Below are 19890 nucleotides of genomic sequence, written 5' to 3' on the forward strand. Positions count from 1 at the left end.
ATTGTTTCAAACTTCGGGAATGAAGCAGGGAAGATGAATAGTGATGCAAAACGCTTTTTGGACTATGACGTTAAAACATTTAACCCCGCTCAATGAAACCGGCCCGCAATGGTTGTCGGATATGGCAGAGAAAGCCCGTGAGGAAAATCTTCAACAGCTTGCAGATGAAATCTCCGGCGGGAAGGGGCAATCGGAATTTCTGGGTACAATCATGACGCTTTCACCTTTCTTGCGTGAAACCATGATACGTAATCCAGACTTTATTGCTCCGCTTCTTGATAAGGACATATCCGAACGACTGGATGAATTGCTTGCAGAAATCGGCGGGATAGATAAAACCGCGGATATAACCGAAGCGCTGTTGATGGCGCAGTTGCGCCGCAAAAAGCTTGAAATGCATGTGTTGATTGCATTGGCCGATCTTGGAGGATTGTTCACATCGGCAATGACATCGGAATGGTTGACAAGACTAGCCGAAGCCACATTAGGGGCGGCATTGCGGTTTTTATTACGGGAAGCGCATCATCAAGGTAAAATCAATCTTGCCGATTACAACAATCCGGAAAAAGATTGCGGGCTTATTGTTCTTGGTATGGGCAAACTCGGCGCACGCGAACTCAATTACTCTTCGGATATAGATATTATTGTTTTTATCGACGAAATGTCGCCGCATATCGGCGATCCTTACGAGAGCATCGATGTTTTCTCGAAAATGATGCGCAGGCTTATCCGTATTATGCAAGAACGCACTGCCGACGGTTATGTCTTTCGCATTGATTTGAGATTGCGTCCGGATCCGGGTTCAACGCCGCTTGCTCTTCCAGTCAGTGCCGCGCTCCATTACTATGAAAGTCGCGGGCAGAACTGGGAACGCGCCGCCATGATAAAGGCACGACCAGTTGCCGGTGATGTCAAAGCGGGTGAAGCGGTTTTGCATGAATTGTCGCCCTATATTTGGCGCAAATATCTTGATTATGCGGCCATTGCCGATATTCATTCGATCAAACGGCAGATCCACGCCTATAAAGGGCATGGTGAAATTGCTGTTCGTGGTCATAATGTCAAACTTGGCCGTGGCGGGATTCGTGAAATCGAATTTTTTGTTCAGACCCAGCAATTGATTGCCGGTGGAAGATTTCCCGAACTTCGGGGAAGACGCACTGTCGATATGCTTGCCGAACTCTGTTCACTTGGCTGGATAAATGCCGAAACACGTGATGTTTTGACTGAAAAATATTCATATTTGCGCAATGTCGAACATCGAATCCAGATGCTGGAAGACGAACAAACCCACATTCTTCCGGAAGATGACGAAGGTTTTACCAGTGTTGCCTATCTGATGGGCTATAACAACACCAATGATTTCACGCGTGATTTTCTGGAAACTCTCACCACTGTAGAACACCATTATGCGGCCTTGTTTGAACAGGAAAAGGAACTGGGTTCAGATGCCGGAAATCTGGTTTTTACCGGTGAAGACGATGATCCGGGCACACTTGCGACATTATCCAAACTGGGGTTTTCGCGTCCAAGCGATATTTGTCGTATCATCAGGACGTGGCATTTCGGGCGTTATCATGCAACCCAATCGGCTGAAGCCAGAGAAAGATTGACCGAGTTGACACCTGCGCTTCTCAAAGCGTTCGGTGCGACCAAAAGGGCCGACGAGGCATTGTCGCGATTTGATGCATTTTTGCAAGGGCTACCCTCCGGTATCCAGCTTTTCAGCCTGTTACAATCCAATCCTTCATTGCTGGATATGCTGGTTCTTATCATGAGTTCGGCACCGCGCCTTGCCGATATTATCACCCGAAAACCACATATTTTCGACGGGATGCTCGATCCGGCAATTTTTGCCGAGTTGCCGACGAAAACCTATCTTCAAAACCGGCTGGAGTTTTTTTTAAGTGGTGTCACCAATTATGAAGATATTCTCGACCAGTTGCGGCTTTTTGCGAATGAACAACGTTTTCTCATCGGTATCAGACTTCTGAATGGAGCTATTGAAGGTGAACGTGCGGCGCGTGCCTTTACCGATCTTGCCGATTTGATGATTGCCAATACACTTGCTGCGGTCGAAGCCGAATTCGGCCGGGTGCATGGATTTGTCAAAGGCGGGCGGGTTGGTATATTGGGAATGGGTAAACTCGGCAGTTACGAGCTTACCGCAGGCTCCGACCTCGATCTTATTCTTCTTTATGATTACGACAATGAGACAGAAATGTCGGATGGTGCAAAGCCGCTTTATATTTCCCAATATTATATGCGTCTGACGCAACGTCTGGTATCGGCTTTATCTGCACCGACAGGCGAGGGGGTTCTTTACGAAGTCGATCTGAGGTTGCGTCCGTCGGGAAATAAGGGGCCGGTTGCGGTTCCATTCGAGGCATTCGGGAAATATCAGCGAAATGATGCATGGGTTTGGGAGCATCTGGCCTTGACGCGTGCGCGCGGTGTGGCAGGCGACCAGATGTTTTTGCAGCAACTTGAAGATGAAGTGGCGGCGATCATCGCGTTAAAGCGCGATAAAGAAAAAGTTGCCCACGATGTGCGCGAAATGCGCGAACTCATTGAACAGGAAAAACCGCCATTAAATATATGGGACTTCAAAACAATGCGGGGCGGGCAGGTTGATCTTGAATTTATTGCCCAATTTGCCCTCATTACGCATCAAACCGAATTTTTGGCAGGACGCACGACAGGCGAAGTGCTGGAACGACTGCCGCAATCGTTCCTGTCTATTTCATCAGTGGGGGAACTTCATCATGCTTATCGGATATATACAAATTTGAGCCAGATTATGCGCCTCTGTTTGAATGAAAAGCTCAATCCCGACGATATGCCACCCGGTTTGGCTGATCTCTTACAAAGAACTGTTGGCGAGCCGGATTTGAGCCGCGTTGAAAGCCTGATTTCCGAAATGGCAGAGATTGTCGGCACAATATTCGATGAGGTGGTTGTCTGATTTTTCCCCGATTAGGGTTTTGTCATTCATTTTATGGTTGCGCAAAAATATGAGATGAAAATCTATAAGGCTTGAAATAGGGCAGAAAATACCTTTCGGCCCGTTTTAGCCTGTTCATGGAAAATTTTCCGGAAGGCTCAGCCTGTGTCGTGCGCCTATGTCGGAGAAAATGCATTTTCTCGGCAATATGCCGGTTTATCATTCGGCCAAATTGAAAGTGTTGTTCAAGGTTGGATGCTGTGTAGTGGTCAACATGGGCAGAACGCGTTTGATTTTTGTGACAAGAGGTTAAACGGGTAGAGGCGGAAGGTGTTACGGGCGTGGGTAAGACATAAGGGCGAAGTCACCGCGATTTAATCATCACTTGTCAAAACATGTCGGGATTAGAAAAGTGCTCACCGTTTCCTATTTTTGCCGTCAGGAAACATAGAGGTCATTAATGCTTCTGTGTCATAGGCAAGGTGATGGTAACGGTTGTTCCTTTACCTTCTTTGGAAGCTATATCAAGTTTGCCGCCATGCAGTTCAACGAGAGAACGGGAGATAGCAAGTCCGAGACCGGAACCGGCATGGGTTTTGGTAAACTGGTTTTCAACTTGCTCGAAAGGTTGGCAGAGTTTCGCAATCGCAGCTTCAGGAATGCCGACACCGGTATCGGAGAAAACAAAGATAAGCTTGTCGTCCCGCTGATAGCCTTTAACGTCGATATGTCCGCCTGACGGTGTGAATTTGACTGCATTGGAAAGAATATTCAGGAATACCTGATGAATAGCACGGCGATCAATGTCACCATGAAGTTTGGGTGTAATATCGGCTGTGACAGTGATATTTTTCTCTTGTGCCTGCGGTGTCAAAGTGCGCAATGTCTCGCTGATAATCGGCTCAAGATCGGCATTTTCACTCGATAGGGTAAAGCGTCCGGCTTCAATTTTGGACATATCGAGAATATCATTGATAAGTGTGAGCAAATGCGTACCCGAATTATGGATGTCATTCATATATTCGGCATAACGTTCCGACCCCAAGGGGCCGAAAGTGCCCTGTATCATCATTTCCGAAAAACCGATAATGGCATTGAGAGGGGTTCTCAATTCATGCGACATATTTGCCAAAAATTCCGACTTTGCCTTATTGGCACTTTCGGCGCGTTCTTTTTCGGATTGCAGACTTTCGTTCAGTTTTTCAACTTCGGTCGCACGTTGTTGGGCACTTTGGCGGGCAAGTTTCAATTCCTGAATGAAGGAATAAAGCCGTCTCTCGCTGTCTTCCAAACTCTTTTGCTGTTGTTTGAGTTCGGAAATATCGGTACCAACCGAAACCAGACCACCGTCCTGTGTGCGTCGTTCGTTGATTTTTAGCCAGCTTCCGTCGGCCATCTGGCGAATGCTGGTAAAGTTACCTGTATTGTCATGTTCAACCGACATTTCGTTGATTGCAGGCTTTGCCATGGCTTCAACCGTAGCCCGTTGGACACCCGGTTGTAACATGTGGTCGGGCAGTGAAGCATATTCGCGGAATTTGCTGTTCGACATGACCAGTCGACCTTCCGAATCCCACAAAACAAAGGATTCGGAGATGTTTTCTATTGCATCGCGAATGCGCAAGTCAGCCTGTGCCGTTTGTTCAGCAAATTGGTGTTGCTCGCTTATGTCAAATGAAATTCCGACAAGGTGGGCTTCTTCTTCTTGCGCAACTTCGGCACGAATGCGCATCCACACATAATGGCCATCCGCATGGCGCATAGGAAGGTTGATGTCTATGTGATCTTTTTCGCCACTCATCAAATCACGTGCCAATTCATAAAGATCGGCGTCGGCAGGATTGATAATGGATGTAATCTCGGAGATTGACAGAAGTGCATCTTTCGGTTTGAAGCCGAGCATTTCATACATGGAGCGTGACCAATAAACGCGCCCGCTTGCCATGTTCCAGTCCCATAAACCGCAACGCCCGCGCATCATTGCCATATCAATACGGTTCTGGATTTTTTCAGAAATGAGATCGGTATCGCGAACGCGCGCAGCCTGGGCATAATATGCGTAAAGGATCGCCAGAATGACACCGACTGTTCCGGCGAATATAGTGATATTGATTGAAACGGTCTTGCGCCATTCAAGATATATCTGTTCGGTTTCTTCCCCTACAAATACACCGAATTTCCCTTGTCCGGCCTGATCGAACGACGCCAGCGATGCTTTTCCGCCTATCTTGACCTGCATAACACCGGCGCTGCGACCAAGAACAAAGAGAGCCTGCGCATCGCCAACTGTGTCCGATAAAGGATGGCCGATAAGTGTTTCCATTCCTGAAGCCGCAACAACAATACCGGCCTCGTCGACAATGGCAATGCGCGCCGAGCTGGTAATCAAACCCTGTGTACGGAAGTCTATTAAAATATTCTGTAAATCGTTGTTTGAAAGTGAAGCCGGATTCTGGCTATCTTCCTGTTTTGTGTAAAAGGAACGATCAATCGAACTGCCGATATGTCCGGTTGCGAGCATGATGGCAGATCTTGCTGTTGTGTCAATTGTTTGGCGCCATTCATAAAGCTGAACCAGACGTGTTGCAGCAAGCAAAACAAGAAAAACCAGAATAATGAGAGGAATAGCACGTCTAAGCCACGGCTCGATAATGAGCAGTCGCTTATAAGCAGGTCCAGAGAGCAAATCGACATGCGCTGACCCTGCCTTGCGCTTTTTGAGCGAAGGTTTTGAATCAACAAACGTCCCAGTGGGCGCGTCAAACGCGTCCAAATGTGCCATTTCTGGCCCCCTCTATCATTAACAGATTAACCGGAGAACTGATTCGGTACGCAAAACACCCGAACAAGGCCAATGAATCAAAACTGATTCGTCCTGTCCAGCTTTTTCTTTGCTCAATAACGTTTTTCATTGATGAAGCTTAGAACAAAAGCTTTAAAAAAATTTTAATGACGAGTTTTCGAGTGGACCCCGATTGGAACTCTAACTATCTCTATTTTTTTAATAAATTTAAAAAATATGAAAGAAAAAAAGCGGGGAGCATGCACTTCCCGCCCGAATTTTTTTTAAGCTTTATTTTCACCCCAATGTGCGGCTTACGATGTCTGAAACGTCGACCGAAAGCTTCGGTGCTTTCAATATCCGCTCCAATTGTTCCTTGAGCTTGCTTTGGCGCTTCGGCTCCAGTTGTTTCCATGACCGCGTGAATGTTGAAAGGCGCGCTGCAAGTTGCGGATTTTCCTTGTCGACCGTCAGGATAATATCGGCCAGCAATTTATATCCTTCACCGTCAACCCGATTGAAGCCTGTCTGGTTCGATGCAGCAAATGAGGCTATCAGTGCACGTGTCCGGTTCGGATTATCAAGCGAAAAGAGCGGATGTTTCATAAGTTCTTTGACGTGATCCAGAGTTTTTTCACCATGGACTGTCGCCTGAACAGAGAACCACTTATCCATAACAAGCGGGTCGTTGCCATAGCGTTTTTCAAAATCGGATAATGCTTCTTTGGCTTCATTTGTTTCATTGAAGAGATGAACAAGAACGGACAACCCACCCATCCGGTCTGTCATATTGTCGGCCTTCTTATAAGCCTCGAAAGCCCGAAGAGGGGTTGCTTCGGCAAGCGCAAGATAACCGAGTATCGTGTTTTTCAAGGCACGTTTACCTGCCGGTTCGGCTTTTGGCGAATAATGACCTTCCGTCTTCATCTTGTCGAAGACATGCAGCATTTTCTGTTTCAGATGATCTGCCAATGATTTCATAAACGATTGGCGGACATTGTAAATGCGGTCGGGATCGACATCGTGGCCTATCATCCGTGCAAGCTCGATTTCCGAAGGCAATTGCAGGCATAGGGAGCGGAAAGCAGGTTCCAATGTGTCATCGTCAAGAAGGGCTTCAATCAGTGTTTGAAGCTTTTCGGGCATAGCCGGTTTTTCAACTGAACGGTCGGCAATTGCATTGACCAGTGCCTTGCCCATTAACTTGTTGAGCGACTCCCAGCGATTGACTTCGTCAGTATCAAAATGGGCGCGGAAGGCAAGGTCATCATCGCTTTCTTCCATCTTCAGATTGATTGGAGCCGAAAAACCGCGCAACAGTGATAAAACAGGCTTTTCTTTCAGATCGCGGATATGAACAGTCTGTTTTGCTTCGGACAAAACAATAACATTGTTTTCTATGTGATTATCGGCCTGATAGGGCATATCTTTGCCGTTTTTGCCCAAAAGACCGAAGGAAAGCGGAATAACCATCGGCTTTTTATCGGATTGTCCGGGGGTGTCGGGAACGGTCTGGGTCAAATCAAGTGTCAGGACACCATCTTTATAATGGCTATCAACTGTTACTGTGGGTGTTCCGGCTTGCTCATACCACAGCATGAATTGTGAAAAATCACGTCCTGAAACATCGGCAAAACAGGCGATGAAATCTTCAATTGTGCAAGCTTCACCATCATGGCGCTGGAAATAGAGATCCATACCTTTGCGGAAAAGCTCGTCGCCCAGCATGGTATGAACCATACGTACGACTTCCGCACCTTTTTCATAGACGGTTGTCGTATAAAAATTGTTGATTTCGCGATATTGCCGTGGGCGAACCGGATGAGCCAGCGGCCCTGCATCTTCAGGAAACTGTGCAATTTTCAATACACGAACGTCGGAAATCCTGTGAACCGGACGCGAGCGCTGGTCAGACGAGAATTCCTGATCGCGATAGACGGTCAAACCTTCTTTCAAGCAAAGCTGGAACCAGTCGCGACAGGTAATACGATCACCGGTCCAGTTGTGAAAATATTCGTGCGCAATAACGCGTTCTATGCCCGCATAATCGAAATCGGTTGCTGTATCGGGGTTGGCAAGGACATATTTATCATTGAAAATATTCAGCCCCTTATTTTCCATTGCCCCCATATTGAAGTCGGAAACCGCAACAATGTTGAAAATATCAAGGTCATATTCGCGCCCGAACTTTTCTTCATCCCAACGCATTGCGCGTTTGAGCGAATCCATTGCATAGGCTGCGCGTTCTCTTTTACCTTTTTCGACATAAATTCCGAGTTTTACTTTCCGCCCCGACATAGTTGTGAAACTGTCATCATAATGGTCTAGTGCACCACCGACGAGGGCGAAAAGATAACAAGGTTTTGGGTGCGGGTCTTCCCAGATTGCATAATGCCGCCCGTTTTCCAGTTTTCCGGTTTCCAACAAATTGCCATTGGAAAGAAGAACCGGTTCATTCTTTTCATCAGCTTCGATGCGGGTTTTGAAAACCGAAAGAATATCGGGACGATCATAAAAATAAGTGATCCGGCGGAAACCTTGCGGCTCGTTCTGGGTGCAATAGACGCCGTTGGAAAGATAAAGCCCCATCAATTGGCGATTTTTCTTCGGATTGATCTGTGTTGTGATCTGAACAATAAAATCGCCTGAAGGAGGTGTGTGAATTTCCAGTTTTTCAGGTGTTGCCGAATAGTCTTTGGAAGCAAGTTCGTGACCATTGATTGCAACCGACAACAATTTCAACTCATCCCCGACAAGGACTAACGGTGTGCCGGGTTTGGTGTTTTTTCGTGGTGAAAGTGAAAGTTTCGATTTGACAATTGTTTCGGTAGGATGAAGCGAAAAATCAAGTTCGGTATGTGAAATTGCGTAATCGGTGGGCTTGTAATCTTCAAGACGATATACGGGAGTGTCGGTTTTGGTCATAAATCATGCCTTTTTTTAGGAGTTTACCTGAAAGGTAAGCATATTTGATTGAAACGACAACCGACTTGAAAAGAAATCTCGGTTCATGCACACCAATGTGATTACAAAATTTCATTTGGCAAAGCCGACCGACATTTATTTTGATTGGCAGGTCGTATATGAATGGCCAAGGCTTCGCATTAAAAACCGGCTCAAAATTTTTCAGGCACAGTCTTATTGAACGCCGGATGAATGCCACCCGACAGGAGAGAACACGTGCAAAAACAGTCACCGGAAATTCCGCAAGCCCCTTCGGGCAATGTTATGCTCGGAATCTGGATGAAGATTTTATCAGTCGCCTGTTTTGTTGTTATGTACAGCTTTTTGAAATCGGCAAAAGGAGTTCCGGCAGGTGAACTGAGCTTCTTCCGGTCGTTTTTCGGCATTGTCCCGATTATTCTTTGGGTCATGTCGCTCAAACAGCTTAAAACGGTGCTTTATACCAAAAATCTTACCGGTCATGTCTTTCGGGGAATGTTCGGTACTTTTTCAATGCTGTTCAGCTTCTATGCACTTACACTTTTACCGCTGCCTGAAACTGTCGCAATCGGTTATGGTGAACCACTCATTCTTGTCGTTTTATGCGCCATCTTTCTTCATGAAAAAGTATATTTTTACCGTTGGAGCGCGGTTATTGTCGGCCTTGTCGGTGTTTTGATTATCGTGTGGCCACGCCTGACTATTCTTGGTTCGGCAAATGCCGATCTCGGTGCATCGGTTGGCGCACTTTCTGCTCTTGGAGCCGCTATTATGGCAGCTATTGCCATGTTGCTTGTCAGAAAACTGGTCTTCACCGAAAAGACAACAACAATCACTCTCTATTTTATGATAACATCAAGCATTATCTCTTTGGTGACACTGCCATTCGGTTGGGTTGTTCCCGATTTTTATCAGGCTTCCATGCTCATTCTGGCGGGTTTATTCGGTGGTATTGCGCAGATTTTCATGACGCAGGCCTATCGGCATGCCGAACCTTCAACGGTTGCACCTTTTGAATATACGTCAATGTTATTAAGCCTTTTGAGCGGTTATTTTATTTTTAATGAAATCCCGACGCTTGCAATGTTGTTCGGAGCGTGTCTGGTGATCGGCTCTGGTATTTTCATTATATTGCGTGAATCCCATCTTATCGGAAAAAACCACACACGCCACCGTGCGCTGTTTCATAAACATCGTTGATTGCAACGTTCTGCTTTTTACGAAAGCCCGTTCAATGCATTGCGGATTTCCAGAAAATCCGCCCATGCAAGTTTTTTCTGGCTTGGCGTTCTTAACAGATAAGCAGGGTGGAAGGTTGGCATAACCGGAATGGATTGGCCGTTTGCGAGTTTGTGCGAAAGCCATTTTCCTCTTGTGCGAATAATGCCGTTTTTGACACCGGTCAGGACTTGCATTGCCGGCCCGCCGAGAGCAACCAGAATTTTGGGTGCAGCCAATTCGATCTGGCGTTCGATAAACGGGCGACAGAGTTCGGTTTCCATCGGTGTCGGGGTACGATTACCAGGCGGCCGCCATGGTATTGTATTGGCAATATAAACCTCTTTACGGGTAAGGCCGATAGCGCCGAGAATACGATCGAGCAACATTCCGGAGCGTCCGACAAAAGGAACACCTTGTAAATCTTCTTCCCGTCCCGGTGCTTCGCCGACAAGCATAAGGTTTGAATTCGGTGTGCCGTCGGCAAAACAGGTATTTTTTGCTGTGAGTTTCAATGTGCAGCCATTGAAAGATTTGACAGCTTCAAAAAGTTCCTCAAGATTTTTGGCGTTGCGGGCAAGCTCTGTTGCTGTTGCGACCTGTCCTTCAACAGAAATACGAGGTTGAGCAACTGGCCGGGGCGGGCGGTGAACAGCCGTTTTTTGCTTTTGTTCAGTCGTTTCGTTCGCCGCTGCAACGAGCCGTTTTGCAATTTCGGCAGATTGCTTGAAACGATCAACGGGGGTGTCGGACAGGGGGGTATCAACTCCGGCTTCCGAATAAAAGCCGAGCAATTCTTCAAAAGAAATCGTATTGTTGAGCCGGTCTGACATCGTAGCCTTATGTTTCCTGAAATTCATGAATAGATCAAGCGGTGAAACTCTGCAAGGCCGGATATGAAACGTTCCGGATGGCTAACTATGTCAGAGTGTGAAATAGTAAAAATGAGGATGCAGTTTTCGTGTGATACGTTGTTTTATTGTGGGATTTTTTAAAAAAAGCACAACAGATGCAATTCATGAATGTCGTAAAAAATCGGATATGTCGTGAAAAACCGGATAGAGCGTCGCCAATCCGGCAATGGAGAGAAAATATTATCTGTTAAAAAGATATTCTAAGACGGATTGCGTCCGTTTCCGCCATTTCTCAATTATATAAGAAAGCTATAAAGCCTAATTCGAGAAACCGGCTACCAAAGCGGTTCGCCATGCCTTTCCATGAGAAAACCGGCAGCCTGTAAAAGGCGGGCATCGGGGGCAATATGGCGAATAAACATTGAAAGGTCACGGCGCATCCGCTCTATCGGGCAACGTTCAATGAAGGCTTCCATACCCAATGATTTTTCGCAAAGGTTTAAAATTCTAACGCAGACATCCTCCATCTGGTCGTGTGCCAGCAGGCAGGCTAAAACAGCATCGTCAATATTCGATTTCGTGGGAGAGCGTGTAGCCTCTTCAACAAGACATGCGGTTTTAAACAGCATAGCAGATGCAGCAAGTGTTTCGGAACGCGCTTTTGCAAGACGCGTAAGCTGGAACGGGTCATCGAGCCGATTTTTCCGGATAAGCATCTCCCGCCAGGTATCTATAATTGCTTCCGCCCCGCCGAGATGGACGACACTATGACGCCAGACGCCGCCGATATAGTGTGGTTCCTGATGATAATCGCCCGGTTCCCCTAAAAGGTCGCTTTCTTTTATTTCAATGCCTGAAAAATCGAATGAACCGGTAAGTGTCGGGCGCATACCCGAAGCATCCCAATATTCGATCGTTTGTCGGGATGTATCATTGACTTCAACAATTGCAAGCTGATCGGCGTCGTTTCCGTTTTGTCGCAAGCGCACAATTGCAAATTCGACCAATCCCAATCCGGTGACCAGCCGTTTTGTACCATGTAAAAGTAATTTGCCATTTGGCAAAGTCGTCAATGTCAAAGGTTGATTGAGACTGGCACCCCAGACACCGAGAAGAGCACCTTCCTTCACCTTGGAAAAAATGTTCTTTCTCAAACGTTTTTCGGCGTAAAGTTCGATGAGACGCACTGCATGAAGATGCCCTTCAAAAAGGCGGGCAAGTGAAAGATTGGCTTTACCGAGCCGACGCAAAAAATCGAACGCAGCTTTTGTTTCGGTTTCGTTTTTGTTCAATGCCCAGTTCTGTCCGCCGAACTTTTTTGGAAGACAGGCAAGAAGCGCACCATTTTCGTTGAGCCTTTGCAAGTCGACTGTCAGCCCGTATTCTTCTACATGATCGGCGCTTTCCCTTATCAGCTCGAATAGGGCATCATCATTTGTCAACATTGGCTGTGTTCCTGAATTGAGAGAAAATCTCTTTAGGAGAAAATATTCACAAGCTTAAATGCGCAATGCTTGCTCAAATTCAAAAGTAAAACTTGAAAAGAAGTATTTCTTTTAAAAAGAAAAAGCTTTTTACAATTCAATTCATGAAAATGTCGGAATTGGATAAACTTCTTGTATCAATTCAGGTCATCATTAAACTGGAACTCGACCATGACCGGTAGATGGTCAGAGCCGAAGAAAGGAAGGCGCTTGACTTTAACGGGATCAAATTGTGAAGAAAGCAGAATCTGGTCGATTGGTAGTCCAAGATATGGGCGTAGAGAATTGGGAAATCGGTATGACAACCATGTGGGGCCGATGCCCGAAAGGTGACGTGTGCCGGTAAGCTCTTCCATTTGCGATACCGTGTTACTCCACGTTACGCTATTAAAATCTCCGGCAACAATTCGGGCTGAATTGTCGTTGGCCAATTCATTTTTGAATGTGCCGTTTTGAAGTTCATCCATTTGTAAATTTTGCCCGAAAGGCCAGGGCCAGGAAAGATGAGCCGATATGATGTCGAGTGAAAATCTGCCGGTTTTTTCGGGGCGTAATTTTACTTTCGCAACATAACCATGCGTAGAAGAAGCATTGTAACATGTAAGAACGGGAGAAGCGAAAAAGCCGGACAGGCTTAAAAACCTGTCGGATAGAATAAATCCTGTAGCACCGGCGCGATCATTATCGGCAACGCAACCGATAACCGTCAAACCATGTTGTTTGAAAAAATCCCGCCATCTCGCAGAGGCTTCCTGAAGTGTGATAATGTCGGGTTTTTCTTCCTGAATGAGAGCCAATAGTTTTTCCGGCGTATTGTTGTCGAAACGTAAATTGACTTGCAAAAGTTTGAATGTCGGGCGTGTGGCGAGTGCAGGTTTTGGCAACAGGCCGCCGCTATTCAGGCTTAGACTGAGGATGATACAAGCAAATATAGTCAGCATAAGACTATATCGACGTGCTTTTGTAAAATTGAGAGGAATTGCCGTTATGATTGTGAAAAGGGCGAGAGGGATGCGAATATCGGCAAGTGAATCAAAAAAGGGATGAATTGTTACAAACAGACTGGCCAACACCGGCAGAGTAGACAGAGCAACGAAAATCAACCATATGGAGGTAAAGGTTTTACCGTCTGATTTGCCATTATAATTGTTCATTATAATTTGCTGTCATTCAAGCAGCAGAATTAAACTATTATTTTGTGGAATTATTGGCTAACGGAGCAATGATGGGTTTCGCATATGCTGGCGTTTTTGCATGAAACAACGCAAAAGCTCCCAACGCTGCCACAAATACCAACGCCAAAAACAATATAGAAAAGCGACGAATCAGCATAATTGGCTCCCTTCATTAACCATATTGCATAATTTATTTTTATTGGAACCGGTTATTTTTGTAAAAATTCGTTTCTCTAACAATTTTTTAAATATTTGATGGTTTCGGGCAACATTGTTTTATACGAAGGCAAAACCTTCAAATAGAGTAATCAGGGAGAGCAGACCGGTTTCAACTATAGGAAATTTTATATTTCGCTTTAACGCGTCAAACACGATAAACGCGTATATTTTTTCAGTTATTAAAAGCGTGTCAAACAGTTTTGCAAACGATCGGGGATTAAAGCCCTTCTTATCCGCAAAGGTTGTTCGTCTTATCCATTATCGTTGTTATGAGGAAGACAGGTAAAGGCCGCGATAAATTTCTTCCATATCCTTTGAAAAACAACAAAATATAACCTTCTGCGGGAAATCATTTTTTTCAAGAAATTTGATTGTGGTCGAAATGGCAATTTTTGCTGCTGCTTCGGCAGGATAACCATAGGCACCGGCTGAAATCGCGGGAAATGCAATGGTTTTGAATTGATTGTTTTTGGCAATAAGAAGCGAATTTTCATAACACGATTTCAGTTTTTCCGCTTCATGGTCCATTCCGGCATACCAAATTGGCCCGACTGTGTGGATAATGAAACGGGCAGGCAACCGATAGCCTTTTGTCAACTTCGCTTCGCCCGTTTTGCAGCCATGCAATGTTTTGCACTCGGTCAGAAGTTCAGGCCCTGCGGCTTTATGGATAGCACCATCAACCCCGCCGCCACCAAGAAGGGTAGAGTTTGCGGCATTCACGATGGCATCGACATTCAATGTCGTAATATCACCACACATGATGGAAATGCGGTTCTTATCTATCATCAAATTTGCCTCAACCCGTTATAGACCTCTAAAACCCTCTAAATGTAATACAATTGGAAGATGTCCAAAAGGTAGAGAAGGGCATGACAACCGGATTTTTAGCCGTTCTTTCAAACTGCTACAGGTTGCAGCCGCAACAATTCAAAGACATAGGCTTTTGCTGTTCCAACCGCTTGTTCGATTGTTTTTCCCTTCGCCATTTCACAAGCAATTGCAGTCGATAATGTGCAACCGGTTCCCCGCATTGTCGCATTGAGGCGCGGAATTGAAAAATCACGAATATTGTCGGATGAAACGAGGCTATCTGTTGCAAGTTTGCCGGTTTCATGACCGCCTTTGGCAAGCACAAATTTTGATCCGGCTTCTACCAGTGCTTTTGCTTGAGCGATCGCATGGGCATGATCTTTTGCGAGTTCGTGATCTGTCAGAGAGGCAAGTTCTTGCAGATTGGGCGTGGTGAGATAACAATATTGAAGCAAATCCTGTTTGATGGCTGCAACGGTCATATCGTCGGCAAGAACACCGCCGGATGAAGCCCGTATCACCGGATCAAGTATAACCGGAATATCAGGAAATTCGGCAAGAACGCCACAAATTGCATGAACAATTTCAGGCGTTCCGGTCATTCCCACTTTGATCGCCGAAATGCTGTCAGCCTCAAGGGCGGCCAGCATTTGTCCGCGAATAAAATCGCCATACATTGGCAATTTCGCTTCGACGTGAAAGTCATTCTGGATATTGACCGATGTGACGGCAAGTCCGACTTTTACCGAGAAATGGCTCGCCGTTTCTATATCACGGACAATACCGGCGCCTCCCGTAGGGTCGGTTCCGGCAACAATCAATATTTTGGGGCTTAGCGCCATTTTTGTGTTGCTTCCAGCCACTGTTTTACCCGCTGTTCCGGATTTTCACTCATAATAATATCTGTAACAACAGCAGCGCTATCTGCTCCTGCATTCAATACTGCCTTGGCGCGTTCAGGATTGAGCCCTCCTATTGCGACGAGGGGGAGATCGCCAATCAGCTTTTTCCAACGGGCGAGTTTGTCCAAACCTTGTGGTTGCCACTTCATTTTTTTCAATATGGTTTGGTATATCGGCCCCAAGGCGACATAATCCGGCTTGGCAGCAAGCGCTTTATTCAGCTCGCTCGTGTCATGTGTACTGATACCGAGTTTCAATCCTGCTTTTCGTATCTCGTTGACATTGGCATCGGCAAGATCTTCCTGTCCCAGATGGACAAAATCGCATTTCTCATCAATTGCAATTTTCCAATAATCGTTGATAATCAATTGGCAATGGAATTGTTTACATACGAGTTTCGATCTTTGTATATGTCGGCGTAATACTTCATCGGGTGTATTTTTCATTCGCAACTGCACCAGCTTGACGCCTAGCGGTATCAGCTTTTCTATCCAGTCTGCACTGTCAACAATGAGATAAAAAGGATCCAATTTAATCAAAATACTGCCTTTCCGAAAACCGGTGTTGAAGGTACGGCGACATCCCGCGGTTCCAGCATTCCGGCTTTAAAAGCATTTTGTCCGGCTTTTACAGCATCTGCAAAAGCTTCTGCCATTAATACGGGATCTCCGGCTTTGGCGACAGCCGTGTTGAGTAAAACACCGTCGTAACCCAATTCCATGGCTTTTGCCGCATGTGACGGGCGGCCAATTCCTGCATCAACAATCAGAGAAAGTTCAGGGAAATTGGCGCGAATTGTGCGCAATCCATCAACATCCCGTGGGCCTTTTGCCGATCCGATAGGAGCACACCAGGGCATAATAACGCGGCAGCCAACATTTGCCAGTTTTTCCGCTACGATAAGATCATCTGTTGTATAGGGAAAAACCTGAAATCCATCTTCGTTGAGAATGCGGGCTGCTTCAACCAATGCAAATATGTCGGGCTGAAGTGTGTCGGCATTGCCGATGACCTCAAGTTTTATCCACGGTGTTTTAAAGAGGTCGCGTGCGAGTTTTGCTGTCGTCACCGCTTCTTTCACTGTATAGCAACCGGCCGTATTAGGCAAAATTGATACGCCAAGCGATTTTATCAGTGAAAAAAACTGTCCACCCTGTTTTCCACCGGCTGTTTCGCGGCGCAAAGACACCGTTACAATTTCCGCATGGGAAGCACGGATCGCATCTTCAAGAATTTTTGGTGAAGGATATTGCGCTGTGCCTAACAGAAGATGTGAATTGAAATTTTTGTCATAAAGTTCAAGCAACGTGTTCAACCTCCCTGCATAGGGCTTAAAATTTCTATTTTGTCGCCATTATTAAGTTTGAAAAGGTCACGTTCATCCGCACTGACAAGCTCGCCATTGACCGCTGTTGCAAGCCAATCACCTTCATAATCAAGCTCTTTCAAAAGGGCTGAAAGTGTTTCGGCAGCGACCTGTTTTTGTTCGTCATTCACGAATATTTTCATGGACATTAACCCATCACAATTTCTGTTACTTGACGTGCCATTTCAGGCGAGATGAGATAACCATGGCGATGCATTCCGTTGACATAGATGTGGTTGTCTTCCTGTTTTACACGCGGGAAGTTATCTTTATAGGCCGGTCTTACTCCCACACCTATTTCAACAATTTCGGCTTCGCCAAAGGAAGGATGAATCGTATAGGCAGCATTCAAAAAATCCATCATTGAATGGGCTGTGATAGGGCGATTGTCGTCACTTTCAATCATCGTCGCACCAATCATGAAAATTCCGTTGTCTCTTGGGACGATATAAAGCGGAATTCGTGGATGAACGAGCCTGATCGGTCTTGAAAATGAAATATCCCCATTATGGACGAGCAACATCTCGCCGCGAACCCCACGCATGTCATGATCCTGATCTATACGGGCAAATCCGGTTGCATCAACAATAAAATCAAAGCCAGCTTCATCGGCGTCAATGTCAACAAAGGTGGCTCCCATATCTTTCAATTTCTGCTTCAACGCCAGCAAGGCTTTGCGCGGGTCAATATGAGCCTCGGTTTCATAAAAAAGACCGCGACTAAAACGTCCTGCAAGATCGGGTTCAAGCTTTGCAATTTCATCTGCACCGATTTTACGATGTCCGCCTGTGCGCCGGGAAAAACGTTCCAATTCCGCACTATCCCTCGGCGGAGCAACAACAAGAGTTCCTTTATGAGTAACAAGATCAGGCAGAGTTTCAGACCACCATTTCATTGTCTGTAACCCGAGTGTTTCGACACGGGCTTCAGCACTTTCTCTCTCGCAATAAGGTGCAAGCATCCCGCCGGCATACCAGCTTGCAGCACCACGGGGAGAATCTGCCGGAGCGGAGATCGTTATTTCAGCTCCCGCTTTTGCCAACATATAGGCACTCGTCAATCCGGCAACGCCACATCCTTTAACGAGTATTTTTTTCTTCACTTTTTGCATTCGCTTCATCCAAAATCAATGCGTGTTGCGCCTTTATTTGCTCCCCCCCCAAGCAAAAGAAGAACCAGATAGACAATCCCGCTATGCGCGTCGGATTGCTGTGAAATTATGTTGGAGCGATTGGAAAATAATTGGCATTTGCTCGACGAGTTGCCAAATATAACTACCATCCCTCCGCCAGTCCTAACTGGTTCAGGTTCAATGGGTCACTGTAGAACGTAGACATAAGCTGCCAACGCGTTACAGACTCTCAGCCTTACCGGCTCCCCAAGGTCGGGGCGTATGTTTGGCTTAAAACTCTCTTTTGTCAATAATAATCAGAAACGAATTTCAATAGGGTGAAATATAGGCTGATTTCCGAAAACGACACTGTCAATCAGAAGCTGCGACATATTTCTTGAGGTCATTATTAAAATGCGATGACATTATTAAAATGCGATGACCGGCCACACCGCAATCAATTAACTTTCTTTTTCGTAAGGCAAAAATGCGGCAATGATGAGCAACAACCAGCCGAGAATATTGATCGTTCCTCCGAGCGGCGCGGCATAAGGAAAAAGCCGTGTTTCAGCAAATTCCCGACACATGATGTCGGCGGCAAAAAGTGCAACACCGATAATGATAAGAAAACCGGCAAGCCGCATGACGATATTATTTTTGGTCGCAACCGAAAGACCCAAAAGTGCCGCGGCATTGCCAAGCAATACAGGTGCTACAGCTTCGTAATAACCGCCGATGTGTGATGCTGCTGCGTAAGCGGCAATACCTCCGGCTCCATAAAGTCCGGAAAAGCCGCTTAATATACGTTTATTCAAATCAGACATATGTTTCACCCCTTATCTGCCGCTATAAGTGCGGATGCAAAAGCTTCTGCAAATAGATCCAGCTCTTTTTTAGGGCCTACACTTACCCTTATGAGACGATCAAGTACCGGAACAGATGGTTTACGTACAAATATACCCTGTTGAATAAGTCGATCCAGTACAGCGTTAGCAAATTTGCCATCGCGGCCACAATCAATAGCGACAAAGTTGGTCGCCGACGGCAATGTTTTCAATCCGTGATTGTTGGCAACTTCTTTGATTTGCTGCTTTGCATTATTTATTTTCCCGATCACTTCATCAAGATATTTCTGATCGGCCAATGCATGAAATGCGGCAATTTGAGCCATTTTATTGATAGAAAAATGATCGCGGACTTTATCAAACATGGCGATCCGTTCGGGAAGTCCTATGGCATAGCCGCAACGCAATCCTGCAAGCCCGTAAACTTTGGAAAAAGTCCGCATACGCAAGACATTCGGCCATATTTCCGACATCGGAGGCAAGTCGCCTTGAGGCGCCAATTCACCATAAGCCTCGTCCAGAATGAGTAATGTGGATTTAGGTAGACTGTTTATGAAAGCTTCAATATCGCTTTTGCTATGCCACGTTCCCAACGGATTATCAGGATTTGCAAGATAAACAATTTTCGCCTTATGTTCTTGCGCAGCTTTCGCGAGTGCCTGAAGATCACTTTTATCATTTGCATAGGGAACGTTGACGAGTTTTCCGCCAAAACCGGCAACATGGTAATTGAACGTCGGATACCCGCCAAGCGAATTTACAACAATGTCGCCCGGCTCGATATATTGCCGCACAATCAATCCCAATAGCGCGTCCACTCCGGGGCCGACGGTTAACTGATCGGGATCCAAATTGTAATGTTTCGCAAGCGCATGAATGAGATCATAGTTCTCAGGGTCACCATATTTCCATATTTCACCGAGCGAGTTTGTTAAAGCGTCCAAAACAGATGGAGCAGGACCGAAACCATTTTCATTGGCACCCAATCGCGCACGAAATAAGCGGCCGGTTTTTCGTTCGATAGCCTCCGGCCCGGTAAACGGCACTGTTGCGGGTAGGGATGCGATGAGAGGTGTGACAGCCGGGAACTCGAATTTTTCTGACATAATTTAGTCCAGTTACAGCGGATACGGGCAACAGCACGTTCCACAATGATTAACACAAACAGTTTTGCTCACGACATCAATAAATCGTTATAGCCACGTGTTAAATCGTAAAAACGACAATTCTATGT

At 45.9% G+C, this 19890-nt stretch carries 16 protein-coding genes and 1 riboswitch; of the genes, 2 read left to right on the forward strand and 14 right to left on the reverse strand.

The genetic code is table 11. The features are described 5' to 3' along the window. The first annotated feature begins 43 nt into the window (after positions 1-43). Positions 44-2965: a bifunctional [glutamine synthetase] adenylyltransferase/[glutamine synthetase]-adenylyl-L-tyrosine phosphorylase gene (locus GQS64_RS05135; RefSeq protein ID WP_198230815.1), complete on the forward strand. Its 2922-nt coding sequence runs from the start codon at positions 44-46 to the stop codon at positions 2963-2965. A gap of 436 nt (positions 2966-3401) precedes the next feature. Here the strand turns inward: GQS64_RS05135 and GQS64_RS05140 are convergent, their stop codons facing one another. Together GQS64_RS05140 and pepN are read right to left on the reverse strand one after the other, a co-directional pair. Beyond that, complete coding sequence (locus GQS64_RS05140; protein WP_198230816.1) at positions 3402-5726, reverse strand: PAS domain-containing sensor histidine kinase; 2325 nt, start codon at positions 5724-5726, stop codon at positions 3402-3404. Between the two features lie 297 nt (positions 5727-6023). Next, positions 6024-8651, reverse strand: coding sequence for an aminopeptidase N (gene pepN, locus GQS64_RS05145; RefSeq protein ID WP_198230817.1), 2628 nt, complete (start codon positions 8649-8651; stop codon positions 6024-6026). 303 nt (positions 8652-8954) lie between these two features. On the opposite strand from pepN, the gene GQS64_RS05150 reads away from it, so the two are divergent. Continuing rightward, positions 8955-9869 carry a DMT family transporter gene (locus tag GQS64_RS05150; RefSeq protein WP_198230904.1) on the forward strand — a complete coding sequence of 305 codons (915 nt, stop codon included), beginning with the start codon at positions 8955-8957 and terminating at the stop codon, positions 9867-9869. Between the two features lie 17 nt (positions 9870-9886). Here GQS64_RS05150 and GQS64_RS05155 read toward each other — a convergent pair whose 3' ends face one another. The 12 genes from GQS64_RS05155 to GQS64_RS05210 all read right to left on the reverse strand — a co-directional run bounded on the left by GQS64_RS05155 (position 9887) and on the right by GQS64_RS05210 (position 19762). Further along, positions 9887-10720, reverse strand: coding sequence for a uracil-DNA glycosylase (locus tag GQS64_RS05155; protein WP_198230818.1), 834 nt, complete (start codon positions 10718-10720; stop codon positions 9887-9889). 356 nt (positions 10721-11076) lie between these two features. Further along, positions 11077-12186 carry an acyl-CoA dehydrogenase gene (locus tag GQS64_RS05160; RefSeq protein WP_198230819.1) on the reverse strand — a complete coding sequence of 370 codons (1110 nt, stop codon included), beginning with the start codon at positions 12184-12186 and terminating at the stop codon, positions 11077-11079. Between the two features lie 176 nt (positions 12187-12362). After that, positions 12363-13379: an endonuclease/exonuclease/phosphatase family protein gene (locus GQS64_RS05165; protein ID WP_198230820.1), complete on the reverse strand. Its 1017-nt coding sequence runs from the start codon at positions 13377-13379 to the stop codon at positions 12363-12365. Between the two features lie 507 nt (positions 13380-13886). Continuing rightward, positions 13887-14408: an O-acetyl-ADP-ribose deacetylase gene (locus GQS64_RS05170; protein WP_198230821.1), complete on the reverse strand. Its 522-nt coding sequence runs from the start codon at positions 14406-14408 to the stop codon at positions 13887-13889. Positions 14409-14518: 110 nt separating this feature from the next. Further along, positions 14519-15274: a bifunctional hydroxymethylpyrimidine kinase/phosphomethylpyrimidine kinase gene (thiD, locus tag GQS64_RS05175; RefSeq protein ID WP_198230906.1), complete on the reverse strand. Its 756-nt coding sequence runs from the start codon at positions 15272-15274 to the stop codon at positions 14519-14521. Further along, positions 15265-15870: a thiamine phosphate synthase gene (locus GQS64_RS05180; protein ID WP_198230905.1), complete on the reverse strand. Its 606-nt coding sequence runs from the start codon at positions 15868-15870 to the stop codon at positions 15265-15267. Before GQS64_RS05180 ends, thiD begins: the two co-directional genes overlap by 10 nt. Then, the gene (locus tag GQS64_RS05185) at positions 15870-16640 is read right to left on the reverse strand and encodes a thiazole synthase (protein ID WP_198230907.1); all 771 of its coding nucleotides are present in this window, start codon (positions 16638-16640) and stop codon (positions 15870-15872) included. Before GQS64_RS05185 ends, GQS64_RS05180 begins: the two co-directional genes overlap by 1 nt. 5 nt (positions 16641-16645) lie before the next feature. Then, entirely contained in the window at positions 16646-16843 is a 198-nt protein-coding gene (gene thiS / locus GQS64_RS05190) for a sulfur carrier protein ThiS (protein ID WP_198230822.1), read from the reverse strand. A gap of 5 nt (positions 16844-16848) precedes the next feature. Then, entirely contained in the window at positions 16849-17811 is a 963-nt protein-coding gene (locus GQS64_RS05195) for an FAD-dependent oxidoreductase (RefSeq protein WP_077991568.1), read from the reverse strand. Positions 17812-17816: 5 nt separating this feature from the next. After that, the gene (locus tag GQS64_RS05200) at positions 17817-17981 is read right to left on the reverse strand and encodes a hypothetical protein (RefSeq protein WP_198230823.1); all 165 of its coding nucleotides are present in this window, start codon (positions 17979-17981) and stop codon (positions 17817-17819) included. Then, positions 17964-18091, reverse strand: a riboswitch (TPP riboswitch). It overlaps the preceding gene by 18 nt. Positions 18092-18272: 181 nt before the next feature. Continuing rightward, positions 18273-18635, reverse strand: coding sequence for a DUF423 domain-containing protein (locus GQS64_RS05205; protein WP_077991570.1), 363 nt, complete (start codon positions 18633-18635; stop codon positions 18273-18275). Between the two features lie 5 nt (positions 18636-18640). After that, positions 18641-19762, reverse strand: a complete 1122-nt coding sequence (locus GQS64_RS05210; protein WP_198230824.1) for a pyridoxal phosphate-dependent aminotransferase — start codon at positions 19760-19762, stop codon at positions 18641-18643. Between the last annotated feature and the right edge of the window lie 128 nt (positions 19763-19890).

Origin of the sequence: Bartonella sp. P0282 (genome assembly GCF_048452985.1) — a bacterium.
Classification (GTDB): Bacteria; Pseudomonadota; Alphaproteobacteria; order Rhizobiales; family Rhizobiaceae; genus Bartonella; species Bartonella choladocola.